This window comes from Streptomyces sp. NPDC088400 (genome assembly GCF_044753355.1).
In the GTDB taxonomy this organism is placed as follows: Bacteria; Actinomycetota; Actinomycetes; order Streptomycetales; family Streptomycetaceae; genus Streptomyces.
Map to the genome: position 1 here is coordinate 383,001 of NZ_JBIVMZ010000004.1, position 12,652 is coordinate 395,652.

Annotated in this window: 12 protein-coding genes; 6 read left to right on the forward strand and 6 right to left on the reverse strand. The window is 70.7% G+C overall.

Annotation, left to right across the window (positions count from 1 at the left end; all coding sequences use genetic code 11):
• Positions 1-80 precede the first annotated feature (80 nt).
• On the reverse strand, positions 81-752 hold the full coding sequence (locus ACIQD6_RS13025; protein WP_401881381.1) for a heme oxygenase (biliverdin-producing): 672 nt from the start codon (positions 750-752) through the stop codon (positions 81-83).
• Between the two features lie 189 nt (positions 753-941).
• Positions 942-1,799 (reverse strand): type I methionyl aminopeptidase, encoded by an 858-nt coding sequence (map, locus tag ACIQD6_RS13030; protein ID WP_401881383.1) that lies wholly within the window; start codon positions 1,797-1,799, stop codon positions 942-944.
• An 82-nt stretch (positions 1,800-1,881) separates the two neighbouring features.
• Between map and ACIQD6_RS13035 the strand changes: the two genes are divergently transcribed.
• Positions 1,882-2,142: a hypothetical protein gene (locus tag ACIQD6_RS13035; RefSeq protein ID WP_401881727.1), complete on the forward strand. Its 261-nt coding sequence runs from the start codon at positions 1,882-1,884 to the stop codon at positions 2,140-2,142.
• 215 nt (positions 2,143-2,357) lie between these two features.
• Here ACIQD6_RS13035 and ACIQD6_RS13040 read toward each other — a convergent pair whose 3' ends face one another.
• Positions 2,358-3,707 (reverse strand): MFS transporter, encoded by a 1,350-nt coding sequence (locus ACIQD6_RS13040; RefSeq protein WP_401881385.1) that lies wholly within the window; start codon positions 3,705-3,707, stop codon positions 2,358-2,360.
• Between the two features lie 107 nt (positions 3,708-3,814).
• On the reverse strand, positions 3,815-4,534 hold the full coding sequence (locus tag ACIQD6_RS13045; protein WP_401881387.1) for a hypothetical protein: 720 nt from the start codon (positions 4,532-4,534) through the stop codon (positions 3,815-3,817).
• Between the two features lie 94 nt (positions 4,535-4,628).
• Between ACIQD6_RS13045 and npdG the strand changes: the two genes are divergently transcribed.
• Positions 4,629-5,345, forward strand: a complete 717-nt coding sequence (npdG, locus tag ACIQD6_RS13050) for an NADPH-dependent F420 reductase (RefSeq protein WP_401881389.1) — start codon at positions 4,629-4,631, stop codon at positions 5,343-5,345.
• Positions 5,346-5,526: 181 nt separating this feature from the next.
• The gene (locus ACIQD6_RS13055) at positions 5,527-5,727 is read left to right on the forward strand and encodes a hypothetical protein (RefSeq protein ID WP_401881391.1); all 201 of its coding nucleotides are present in this window, start codon (positions 5,527-5,529) and stop codon (positions 5,725-5,727) included.
• A 43-nt stretch (positions 5,728-5,770) separates the two neighbouring features.
• Here the strand turns inward: ACIQD6_RS13055 and ACIQD6_RS13060 are convergent, their stop codons facing one another.
• Complete coding sequence (locus ACIQD6_RS13060; RefSeq protein WP_401881393.1) at positions 5,771-6,229, reverse strand: MarR family winged helix-turn-helix transcriptional regulator; 459 nt, start codon at positions 6,227-6,229, stop codon at positions 5,771-5,773.
• 171 nt (positions 6,230-6,400) lie between these two features.
• On the opposite strand from ACIQD6_RS13060, the gene ACIQD6_RS13065 reads away from it, so the two are divergent.
• Both ACIQD6_RS13065 and ACIQD6_RS13070 read left to right on the forward strand, forming a co-directional pair.
• Positions 6,401-7,654 (forward strand): cytochrome P450, encoded by a 1,254-nt coding sequence (locus tag ACIQD6_RS13065; protein WP_401881394.1) that lies wholly within the window; start codon positions 6,401-6,403, stop codon positions 7,652-7,654.
• 142 nt (positions 7,655-7,796) lie between these two features.
• Complete coding sequence (locus ACIQD6_RS13070) at positions 7,797-7,997, forward strand: ferredoxin (RefSeq protein WP_401881396.1); 201 nt, start codon at positions 7,797-7,799, stop codon at positions 7,995-7,997.
• A gap of 69 nt (positions 7,998-8,066) precedes the next feature.
• Here ACIQD6_RS13070 and ACIQD6_RS13075 read toward each other — a convergent pair whose 3' ends face one another.
• Positions 8,067-8,870 (reverse strand): site-2 protease family protein, encoded by an 804-nt coding sequence (locus tag ACIQD6_RS13075; protein WP_401881398.1) that lies wholly within the window; start codon positions 8,868-8,870, stop codon positions 8,067-8,069.
• Positions 8,871-9,029: 159 nt separating this feature from the next.
• Here ACIQD6_RS13075 and ACIQD6_RS13080 point away from each other — a divergent pair, with 159 nt between their 5' ends.
• Complete coding sequence (locus ACIQD6_RS13080; RefSeq protein ID WP_401881400.1) at positions 9,030-12,620, forward strand: AfsR/SARP family transcriptional regulator; 3,591 nt, start codon at positions 9,030-9,032, stop codon at positions 12,618-12,620.
• Positions 12,621-12,652 lie beyond the last annotated feature (32 nt).

Below are 12,652 nucleotides of genomic sequence, written 5' to 3' on the forward strand. Positions count from 1 at the left end.
TGTCCCCCGCTAACCCGCCCCCGGGGGGGGGGGGGTGGGGGCGTTTGGGTGGCGCCCCGCCCCACACCCCGCCAGAGGCGTTACGCGCTCAGCGGGAACCGTGCCGCCAGCTCCCGGAGCACCGCCACATTGTCGTCGAACGCGCGCTTGCACTCGTCTATGACCCGTTGCTTCTCCAGGTCGTCCGCCGGCATCTGGTCCAGCAGCTCGCGGTAACCCCGCTTGAACGCGGCCGGGTTGGGGATCGACTCGAAGACGTAGAACCGGACGCCGTCTCCCTTGCGGGCGAAGCCCCAGGTCTTCTCCGCCATGTCGCGGACGATCTGGCCGCCGGAGAGATCCCCGAGATAGCGCGTGTAGTGGTGCGCCACATAGCCGCCGGGCCAGGTGCGCGCGCACTCCTCGATCCGCGCGACGTACGCGGTGGTCGCGGGCAGCGGCTCAAGTCCCGTACGCCAGTCCGGCCCGCACAGATGGACCAGATCGCGCTCCAGCTCGGCAGTGCGCGCCAGCTCCGGCTGGATGAACGGCCCGGCGACCGGGTCGGTCGTGAGCGTCTCCCCGGCGCTTTCCAGCGCGCGGTACACGAACCACAGCTGCTCCGTGTAGCGCGCGTACGCGTCCACCTCGTGCCGGCCGCCCAGCAGATCGCCCATGAACGTCGAGGTCTGCCCCTGGGCGTGCTGTTCGTGCGTGGCGACACGGAGGAGCGTGGAGAACGGGGTGGGTGTGGCGGTGGCGGTTGCGTCCAAGGCGAGCCTCCGGAGACCGAGGGACGGGAGCAGGCGGATGCCGGCACCGGCAGCGTGAGCTGCCGCCAGGACCGATACTCTTACTTAGGTTTACCTAAGTCAACCGGTTCCCGACGTCGTGTCGGTAAAAACGCTACCCCGTCCCCGCCCCGGTGCAACCTCGAAGGCTTCAGTGCGGCGTGGGGATCTTCAGGGCAGCGTGAGGATCTCCGCGCCCGTCTCCGTCACCACCAGCGTGTGCTCGAACTGCGCGGTGCGCTTGCGGTCCTTCGTCACCACGGTCCAGCCGTCGTCCCACATGTCGTGCTCGTACGTACCGAGCGTGAGCATCGGCTCGATGGTGAAGGTCATGCCCCGCTCGATGACGGTGGTGGCGTGCGGGCTGTCGTAGTGCGGGACGATCAGCCCGGAGTGGAAGGACGAGTTGATCCCGTGCCCGGTGAAGTCCCGGACGACGCCGTAGTCGAAGCGCTTCGCGTACGACTCGATGACGCGCCCGATCACATTGATCTGGCGGCCGGGACGTACGGCCTTGATGGCACGGTTCAGTGACTCGCGGGTCCGCTCCACCAGGAGCTTCGACTCCTCGTCCACGTTCCCGCAGAAGTAGGTGGCGTTGTTGTCGCCGTGTACGCCGTTGATGTACGCGGTGACGTCCAGGTTCACGATGTCCCCGTCACGCAGGACGGTGGAGTCCGGGATTCCGTGGCAGATCACCTCGTTCACGGACGTGCACAGCGACTTGGGGAAGCCGCGGTAGCCGAGCGTCGACGGATAGGCGCCGTGATCACACATGTACTCGTGCGCGACCCGGTCCAGCTCGTCCGTGGTCACGCCGGGCGCGATGTGCTTCGCGGCCTCCTCCATCGCACGGGCGGCGATCCTCCCGGCGATCCGCATCAGCTCGATCGTCTCGGCGGACTGGACTTCCGGCCCGGTGTACGGCGTGGGCGCGGGCTTCCCGACATATTCGGGGCGCCGGATCTTTCCGGGTACGGAACGGACGGGAGAGAGCTCCCCTGGTACGAGCAGCGACTGGCCAGACATGCCAGCGAGTCTAACCAGGGGGTGTGGGGCAGCATGGCGTAAGAGGCCGTGAAGAGGCGCTGACGAGAGGGAGGAGCCGATGATGGCCCTGTTCAAGAAGCGCACGGTTGGTAAGCCCGGCGAGTGGTACTACTGCCTGCGCGACCAGAAGGTCGAGGAGGGCCCCGAGTGCCCGGCCAAGGACCGCTTCGGGCCGTACGCGAACCGCCAGGAGGCGGAACACGCGATGCAGACGGCGAGGGAGCGCAACCTGGAGTGGGAGACGGACCCGCGCTGGCACGACGTGACGAAGGGCGGGGACGGGAACGGAAGCGGCAGCGGGGGCAAGGGCACGCCCGCCTGACGGCACGGGTCCGGCCGTACGGTCCGTAGGGCTACGGGTCCCGCCGTACGGTCCGACCAGTTCGTAGGGCTTGGGCGGTCCGGTCCGGTTCGGTTCGGCCGCTCGGACCCTACGGACCTGTTCCGGACCGTACGGGCCCGAGCGGTCCGTACGGTCAACCGCGCCAGGACGCCCGTACCGTACGGACCACGGCCCGGGACGCCCCGCCCGCCGTCCTACGTCGTCGCGGCCTCCCCCGAAGCTTCCTTCTGTTCGCTCTGTTCGCTCTGTTCGCTCTGTTCCCGCTGTTCCTTCTGCGCGCGGCGGCGCAGCGCGTCCTCGTCCGTGGCCGCGTCGTACGTCAGCAGCTTCGGCAGTACCGTCGCCAGCAGCCCCACCGAGGCCACGCAGGCGACCCCGCCGCCCCAGATCGCCGGCCGCGTCCCCGTCCAGCCCGCCATCGCACCGGCGCGGACCTGGCCGAGCTGGGGGCCGATGCTGTACGAGAGCACCTCGATGCCCGCGAGACGGCCGCGCAGCTCCTCCGGGATCGTCTGGTTCCAGATGGTCGAGCGGCCCAGGCCGCTGAGCATGTCGCCCGCGCCCGCGAACGCCAGGCACACCAGCACCACCCGGATGTCGGAGAACCACCCGGCCGCCGTGATCGCCAGCCCCCACCCCGCCGCGCCGAACACCACGAAGAGCCCGTGCCGGCGTACCCGCGAGGTCCAGCCGCTGGTCAGGCTGAGCACCACCGAGCCGACCGACCCCGCCGCGTACATCAGTCCCAGTGACCACTCCGCGTCCAGATCGTCCGCGAGGAAGGGAAAAATCGTGTTCGGGAAGGCGAAGAACATCGCGGCCAGATCGATCGCGTACGTCCCCAGCAGCACCGGCCGGCTCCACGCGTAACGCGCGCCCTCGGCTATGGCACGCAGCGACGGTTTCTCCGCGTCGTGCGCGGCGGGCGCCGACGCCAGCCGCAGACACATCAGTACGGAGGCGAAGAAGCCCAGGACGGTGACGCCGTAGGCCGTGGCGTGACCGGCGTACGCGACGACAAGACCGGCCAGTGACGGCCCCGCGATCGCCCCGAGCTGCCAGCGCACGGAGTTGAGCGCGGCGGCGGCCGTGAGCTGGTCGTGCGGGACGATCCGGGCCATCAGCGAGTCCAGCGCCGGACGTTGGAGACCGGCCAGCGCGGACACTCCCGCCGCCACCACGTACAGCGGCCACAGCAGTGGTTGCGGCAGGGCGGAGTTGACCAGCAGTACGACGGCGAGCAGCCCAAGTCCCGCCTCCGTAAGGAGGATGACTTTGCGCCGGTCGACGGCGTCGGCGAGGGCCCCGCCGTACAGGCCGAAGACGATGAGCGGCACCAGTTCCACCGCGCCCATGGCGCCGACGGCGAGCGGTGAGTTCGTGAGGTCCTTGATCTGGAGCGGCAGGGCGATCATCGCCATGAAGCTGCCGAAGTTCGTCACCAGCCCCTGCACCCAGAGCAGCCGGAAATCCCGGGAGGAACGGAAGGGGGAGAGGTCCGGAAGGATCGTGCCGAGCCTTCCGGTGCCGAGCTTTCTGGTCACGAGGGGCCATCTTGAGTGCTGAGGGCACGCACAGGCAACCGCGTCAGCCGTACGGACAGTCGTATGGACCTCGTCGGCCGGAGACACCTCGGCGGTCGGGCAACGGGCTACCAACGGACCGGGGGCGGCGCCGTCAACTGGTCCGCCAGCCACGACAGTCGGTCCCGGAACCGGCGTCGTCCGCGCGGCCCGGGAAGGCTGTTCTCCCCGGCGGCGGCGCTCACCAGGTGCTGCACGGTGTCGAGATCCACGCCGTCTCCCGCACTGTCTCTCACGGGGTCTCCCGCCCCGTCCCCTCCGCCGGGCACCGAGCCGCGCTGCGTGGCCCGTTCGGTGCCGCCTCGCGTGCCGCGTTCCGTGCCGGGCCCGGCACCGGGCGCCCGTACCGTCAGCGCGTCGTGGGACAGCGCACGTACCTCCGCGTCCCCGCCGTCCAGCGACAGCACCGTCGCCCCGGCCCGCCGCGCGTCGTGCACCCGCTCCAGCAGCCCGGCGTCCGGCCGCTCCGGTGCCACCACCAGCAGTGTCTCGCCCCGGCCCGCCGCCTCCAACCGGCCGAGGCCGACCGCCAGATGTGCCGGGTCCCCGGGCCGCACCCGGTGCCGTACGAGCGTGGGAGTCAGCTCCGGCTGCCCTGACCACGCGGCCTCGTCCACCAGATGCGCGGCCAGATGCCACGGCTCGTACTCCTCGGTCCCGACCAGCAGCAGCCCGCCGCCGTGCGGCACGACGGAGGACCGCAGGCTTCCCGCGAACCGGCGCGTCGCGGCGGGCCATTCCGTCCCGGCGAGGACTTCACGCAGCAGCGCGACACGTACGGCATCCATGGCCCCGCATCCTGCCGCAGCGCGGCGCGTGGCGCGGGCGGTAGTCGGCGGCTCACCCGAACGTGATCGTCTACTGCCCAGTAGGGTCGGGGACATGACTTCAACGGACAGTGGCAGCACATCGCCCAAGCCCCCCGCCAAGGACCCCTGGGACCTCCCCGATGTCGCGGGTCTCGTCGTCGGGGTGCTCGGCGGCACCGGCGACCAGGGGCGTGGACTCGCCTACCGGCTGGCCAGGGCCGGACAGAAAGTGATCATCGGTTCGCGGGCGGCCGAGCGCGCCGAGGCGGCGGCTGCCGGGCTCGGCGTGGCGGGTGTCGAGGGCGCGGACAACGCGGAGTGCGCGCGGCGCAGCGATGTGGTCATCGTGGCCGTGCCGTGGGACGGGCACGCCAAGACCCTGGCGTCCCTCACCCAGGAACTGGCGGGCAAGCTCGTCATCGACTGCGTCAACCCGCTCGGCTTCGACAAGAAGGGTGCGTACGCCCTGAAGCCCGAGGAGGGCAGCGCCGCCGAACAGGCCGCCGCCCTGCTGCCGGAATCCCGGGTGACCGCCGCCTTCCACCATCTGTCGGCGGTGCTTCTCCAGGACCCGGCGGTCGAGCGGATCGACACCGATGTGATGGTGCTGGGCGAGACGCGTGCGGACACCGACATCGTGCAGGCGCTGGCGGGCCGTATCCCTGGCATGCGCGGGATCTTCGCGGGCCGGCTGCGCAATGCCCATCAGGTGGAGTCGCTGGTGGCCAACCTGATCTCGGTGAACCGCCGTTACAAGGCGCACGCCGGACTGCGCGTGACGGACGTCTGATGGTCATCGACTGACCTACGCCGACTGACCGACACCGACGGGTGCGGTGTGTACGGGCCAGGGCCAGGTCCCGTACGCACCACACCGGCCGGTGAGCGTTACCGGGTCAGGTCCATGCCTTCCAGGGCATGGGGGACACTGGAACGCGTACGACCGGAAGCCCCGACAGGAGTAGCGCCCCATGCCCCGCCTCGCTCTGTACGCCCTCGCCGTCTGCGCCCTGACCGTCATCGCGGCCGTGGTCTCGTTCGCCCGGGGCAACCTGATCGGCATCGTCTGGGTGCTGCTCGCCGGGCTCTCGTCCAACATGGCCTGGTACTACCTGCGCAAGGCGAAGGCCGAGCGTGCGGCCGAGGCCGACACGACAACGGCGGCAAGCTGATCCGCGACGATGCGCCGGACACGCCCCAGTGCCGCGACCGGCACTAGCGAGGCCAGGGGCGGCCGGTGAGCCGTTCGATGTCCTCGTTGAACTGCTGGAGGTCGGCGACGAAATTGTCGAGACGTTCGGGTGCCCAGCCGGCGATCACTTCGGACAGTCCGTTGACGATTCTGTCGCGGTCGGCTTTCAGCCGTTCCCGACCCTTCCGCGTGATGCGGAATTTGCGGGCCACTCCGCCGTCGGGATCGAGCGTCCGCTCGACGAGCCCCTCCTTGAGGAGGGCGGTCGTCTGCCGGTTGAAGGTGGAGGCGGCCAGGCCGAAGGCGTCGACGAAGTCGGCCACCGACATGGGGCCCTGCACCTCGATCCGGCTGAGGAGCACGTAGGCGCTGCGGTCCAGGGCCTCGCTGCCGCCCAGTCGGCGAGGCGAGGCCATTTCGCGGTGCCTCGTGAGAATCAGCATCTCCCGCTCGATCTGCTCCCCTGCCTGCTGGGCATCCATTTCGACTACCTCCGGATCGCGCATCTGCACAGGCGCACACTACGCCAGCCGGATGTGCATCATGCTCGCCAAAAGCATCATGCACTCTTTATGCATGATGCAATTCGCCTGTAGCGTGCGACGCCAGGATTGCTTCCGCGCCCACGGCGCACTCCGGTAGGGAGAATTCACATGAGTCAGAGCGAAGAGGCCGTGCGCTACCCACTGCCGTACGAGGGAGCACTCGAAGCCCCTGCCGAGTGGGAGCGGCTGCGTCAGCAGTGTCCGGTGGCCGCGATCGAACTGCCCAGTGGCGACCGGGCGACACTGCTCACCCGTCACGCGCACGTCAAAGGCCTGCTGTCCGACCCGCGCTTCGCCCGCCCGACCGCTCAGGACGACTCGGCCCGGCTCGCGCCCGAGGGAGCGGGCGGAGTCGCCGCCACCGGCAGCACGGAACTCACCCTGGCCGCCAAGGGAGAGCCGCACCAGCGATGGCGGCGCCAGGTGGGCAAGTGGTTCACCGCCAAGCGCATGACGGCCCTGCGCCCCCGGATGACCGCGACCGCCGAGCGGCTCATCGACGAGATGGTCGAAGGCGGCGGGCCTGCCGACCTCAAGGCTCGCCTGGGCTTTCTCCTGCCGGTGTATGTGATCTGCGACATGCTCGGTGTGCCCGCCGACGACCGGGACCGCCTCTCCCACTGGTCCGACGCGTTCCTCAGCGTCACCCGGTTCAGCAAGGAGGAGATCGACAGGGCCCAGGCCGAGTTCGTCGAGTACATGTCCGGACACATCGCCGCCAAGCGTGAAGAGCCGGCCGATGACCTGCTCAGCATGCTCATCAAGGACGCCGAAGGCGAAGGCGAGGGCGAAGGCGAGGGCGAAGGCCAGGGCCAAGGCCAGGGTCTCTCCGACAAGGAACTCCTGGTGACCGCGATGGGGCTGCTGGTCGCCGGGCACGAGACCACCGCGAACATGATCGGCAAGATGATCGCCATGCTCCTGGCCGACCGCAGCCGGTGGGAACAGCTGCTCGCCGACCCCTCCCTGGTGCGCACGGCCGTCGAGGAGGCCCTCCGCTTCGACACCAACCTCGGATTCGGCCTCAGGCGCTACATCAGCGAGGACACGGAGATCGGCGGAGAGACGGTGCCGCGCGGCACCACCGTGATCTGCAGCATGCCGGCCGCCAACCGCGACGAGGAAGTCTTCGCCGACGCCGAGGACATGAACCTCAGCCGCAGTCCCAACCCTCACCTCATCTTCGGCGCCGGGCCCCACTCCTGCCTGGGGCAGGCACTCGCCCGCACCGAACTCCAGGTCGTACTGGAAGCCCTGCTGCGCAAACTGCCCACCCTCGAACTGGCCGTGCCCACCGAAGACTTGGAAAGGGTGGAAGGGCTGCTGGTCGGCGGCCTGCGCGAAGTCCCCGTCCGCTGGTGACCCCGCCCACCCCATCCATCACCATGGTCACGAGAACCCTCGCGAACAACGATCACGAAGATCTGTCACGAAGATTCGTCACGACGATCAGTCACCACGACGATCAGTTACGACGATCCGTCACGAAGAAAGGGAGCCTCGCATGAACGTCACCGTTGACGAGGACAAATGCTGCGGCGCCGGCCAGTGCGTACTGATCGCTCCGGAGGTGTTCGACCAGCGCGACGATGACGGCATCGTCGTCCTGCTCGACGCGCGCCCGCCGCAGGAGCAGCACGCGGCGGTCGCCGAGGCCGCCGCCGTCTGCCCCGCTGCGGCCATCGACGTCACCGACGGCGCGTAGGCCGCACCTGACGGCCGGCCCGGCCTCACCGGCCGGGCCGGCCTCTGCGCGCCATGGATCCCGGCGACGCTACGAGTTGATCCCGCAGAAGTATTCGTTCCGGTCGGTCCAGAAGCGGAACAGGTTCTGCCCGCAGTACGCGTCCACATCCGTGACGCCCAGCCCTCGCAGGATCGCGTGGATCGCGTCGAAGAACGCCGTGTTCACCTCGGGGATGAAGATGATGACGAAGACCGCGAGCAGCCCGAACGGCGCGAACGGTTCCACCTGCCTGCGGAACTTGTGCGACAGCCAGGGCTCGATGATCCCGTAGCCGTCCAGGCCCGGCACCGGCAGGAAGTTCAGGATCGCCGCCGTGACCTGGAGCAGGGCGAGGAAGCCCAGTGCGTAGCGGAAGGCCGGGGGCACTCCGTCCAGGGCGCCCAGCCAGAAGGGCGCCGTGCAGACTATCGCGAACAGTACGTTCGTCAGCGGGCCCGCCGCCGAGATCAGGCTGTGCTTCCAGCGGCCCCGGATGCGGTTCCGCTCGATGAAGACCGCCCCGCCCGGCAGGCCGATGCCGCCCATGATCACAAAGATCACGGGGAGGACGATGCTCAGCAGCGCGTGGGTGTATTTGAGCGGGTTGAGGGTGAGATAGCCCTTCGCGCCGATCGAGATGTCGCCGCTGTGCAGCGCGGTGCGGGCGTGCGCGTACTCGTGGAGGCAGAGCGAGACGATCCAGGCGCCCGTGACGAACAGGAAGACCGCGACTCCGATCTCCGCCGCGAAGTCCGTCCACACGGCCCAGCCCGCGACGGCTGTGACGGCGGCGATCCCCAGGAAGACGGGGGAGACCCGTCGATCGCTGGTACGGGTGGAGGCGGTGGTCATCGGCGGGGCTCCCCGGGAGGGTGGTACGGGCGGTCGGGCCAGCCCGACCGTACAGCGGGCGAGGTGAAAACGTCTCGCCACCGGATGTGAGTTCCAGGAAGCTGGTCCCACATGAGATGTGGGGGGACCGACCTGATGGCCGTCACCGACAATGGGCGCATGCGCTACCGCGTCCTCGGCACCACTCGGGCATTCCACGACGACGGCACCCCCGTCGCCCTCGGTGGAGCACGGCTGCGTGCGCTGCTGACGGTGCTCGCGCTGCGCCCCGGGCGTACGGTCCCGGTCGGCGTGCTCGTCGACGAAGTCTGGGACGGCGACCCGCCCTCGGACGCGGTCGCGGCGCTTCAGGCCCTGGTCGGACGGTTGCGACGGGCGCTCGGCGCCACGGCCGTGGCCTCGACGGACGGTGGGTACCGGCTGTGCGCCGACGAGGAGGACGTGGATCTCCATCGTTTCGGCGCTCTCGCGGGCGAGGGCACGCGTGCTCTGGAGGAGGGCGACGCGGCCAAGGCGGCCGACCTGCTCGATGACGCGCTCGCGCTCTGGCGGGGTTCCGTACTGGCCGACCTCCCCGACCGTACGGCCGAGGCGGCCCGCTGGGAGACCTGGCGCCTGGAGGCCTGCCGGGCCCGGCTGACCGCCATGCTCGCCCTCGGCCGGGCGAAGGAAGCCCTGCCCGAACTGGCCGCGCTCTGCCGCGAGTTCCCCTTGGACGAGCCTCTCCAGGCACTGCGCATACGTGCCCTCCGCGACGCGTCCCGCCCGGCGGAGGCGCTGGCGGCGTACGAGCGTGTCCGCCGCGCTCTGGCGGACCGGCTGGGTACGGACCCGGGGCCTGAACTGCGTTCGCTGCACCGCGAGTTGCTCGACGTCAGCGTGAGTGCCAGTGCCAGTGCCAGTGCCAGTGCCGGTGCGAGTGCGAGTGCGAGTGCGAGTGTGGGTGTGGGTGCTGACGGGGGCGCGGGGGCGGGCCACGGGACCGGCACGGGTATCGGCGTCGGCACCGGCCTCGGCTCGAACCGTCCCGCCGCCGCTCCTCCCGGCAACCTCCGCGCCCGCCTCACCAGTTTCGTGGGGCGCGAAGGCGATATCGAGGCCATTCGCGGCGATCTCGGGCGGGCCCGGCTCGTCACCCTGCTGGGGCCCGGCGGCGCGGGCAAGACGCGGCTCTCGCAGGAGGCCGCCGAGCGGGTGTCCGGGAACTGGCCGGACGGGGTGTGGCTCGCCGAACTGGCGCCCGTGGACGACCCGGAGAATGTGGCCGAGGCCGTCCTGAACGCGGTCGGCGCCCGCGCGACCGTACTGCGCGGGGTGGGCGCGGAGGAGCTGCGGGCCGCCGACCGGCACGGCGACGAGCCGCTCGTACGACTGGCCGATCACTGCGCGCGCCGTCGCATGCTCCTGCTGCTCGACAACTGCGAGCATGTGGTCGAGGCCGCCGCCGGCCTCGCCGAGGAGCTGCTCGCACGCTGCCCGGGACTGACCGTCCTGGCGACCAGCCGGGAGCCGCTCGGGGTGCCCGGTGAAGTCGTCCGTCCGGTGGAGCCGCTGCCGCCCGATCCGGCGCACCGGCTGTTCGCGGAGCGGGCCCGTGCCGTACGCCCCGGATTCGATCCCGCCGGCGACCCGGCCTCCGTGGCGGAGATCTGCCGGCGGCTGGACGGGCTGCCGCTCGCGATCGAGCTGGGGGCGGCCCGGCTGCGGATGCTCACCCCGCGCCAGATCGCGGACCGTCTGGATGATCGTTTCCGCTTGCTGACCAGCGGGAGCAGGACCGTACTGCCGCGCCAGCAGACCCTGCGCGCCGTGGTCGATTGGTCCTGGGACCTGCTGGACGCGCCCGAACGCGCGGTGCTGCGGCGGCTGTCCGTCTTCGCGGGCGGCTGCGGGCTGACGGCCGCCGAGAGCGTGTGCGCCGACACCGAGCAGGACGGCGGTGACGGAGAAACCTTGCACGGGAGCGTCCAGGGCAGCGGTCCCACGGCCGACGGTCTCTCGGCGGGCGGTCCCACGGCTGACGGTCCCACGGCCGGCGGTCCCTCGGCCGGCGGTCTCTCGGTGGGCGGTCCCTCGGACGACGGCGCCGTCGCATCCCGCGATGTCGCCGCGCTCCTCGGCTCGCTCATCGACAAGTCCCTTGTCGTCGCCGCCCCTTCGCCGGACGGCGACATGCGCTACCGGCTGCTGGAAACCGTCGCGGAGTACGCCGCCGAGCGCCTCGACCAGGCCGGCGAACGGGCCGCCGTCGAGCGTCGGCACCTCGTGTACCACCGCGAACTGGCCCGTACCACCGACCCGTTGCTGCGCGGCTTCGGCCAGCGTGCCGCGATCGCCCGGTTCCAGCTGGAGTACGAGAACCTGCGGACCGCGCTGCGCCGGGCCGCCGCCGCCCGTGACGAGCAGGAAATGCTCTGTCTCGTACTCTCCATCTCCTGGTTCTGGCAGATGCTCGATCTGCGCGCCGACATCCGCCAGTGGTCGAGGGCGGCCACGGACCTCGGGCCCGATCCGTTCGCCCCGCCCGCGCGACCCGCGTCGCCGATCCCGCAGCGGTGTACGGACGCGCCCCCGCCCATGGCGCCGGACGTGCTCCAGGAGGCCCGGCGCCAGGTGCGGCTGATCGGGATGGTCAGCATGAACCACGAGACGGAGGACTGGACCTCGCCCGAGAAACGGCAGTGGACGGAAGCGGTGACCACCGTCTACCGGCCGGGCCTGCCGCAGACCTGCCGGTTCCCCGGCGCCCTCTGGATCTACGCGATCATGCTCACCGGGGACACCGACCGGCTCAGGCAGGTCATGGACGAGACCGTGGAGGCCTGTGAGGCGTTCGGTTACGAGTGGGAGTTGGCCGCCACGCTTCATGTACGGGCCAACGCCCTCGCGAACCGCAGCGAGTGGACGGGGGACGCGCGCCGCGACGCCGACCGCAGCCTGGCGATCTACGAGCGGCTCGGCGACATCTGGGGCACGGCGGAGGCGCTCTCGGCCCGGGGTGAGGCCAGGGAGAAGGCAGGCGAGTTCGCCCTCGCCGGCGAGGACTACGCGGCGGCCATCGGCCGCGCCGAGGGGCTCGGCGCGCAGGGCCAGGTCGGCGTGTTGCGGGCCCGGCTGGCAATGACGATGTTCGAGACGGGCCAGGGCGAGCAGGGGGAGCGCATCCTCCGTGAGGTGCTGGCCAAGGCCCGGGACTCGGGAGCCGAGGTGGCACTCGCGGGCCGGGTCTTTCTCGCGGTGTGGCTGGGCCGTACCGGACGTGGGGACGAGGCCCGGGAACAACTGGACCTGCTGATCGAAAGGTTCAACAGCAAGACGCTGATCATCTTCGAGGGCCTGGTGAGGGGGATCGTCGCCTGGCTGGACTGTGGGGACGGCCGTTACGCCGATGCGCTGGAGCAGTGCCGCGTGGCCCTGGAGTACGCGCTGTCGCCCCTGTCGCGGATGGTCGCCCCGGAGATGGCCCCCATTCATCTGGTGACGGCCGCATGGGCGCTGGCGGGGCAGGCAGGGCAGGCGGGCGCCGGCGACGCGACGGGGGATGGCCCCGGTCGGGCACGGGATGCCGCCCGGCTGATCGGCGCGTACGACGTGCTGCTGCCCGGCGGGCACTTCCGGGCCCATATCGAGCGGGAGGTCCTCGCGAAGGCGCGAGAGGCCGCTAAGTCCGTCCTCGGTGACGCGGCGTTCGAGGCGGCGCACGCAGAGGGCGGTGACCTCACCATGGAGGAGGCCGCCGCCCTCGTCTGACCCACTGATCCCGCGTCTCCCCCCTCCAGAGC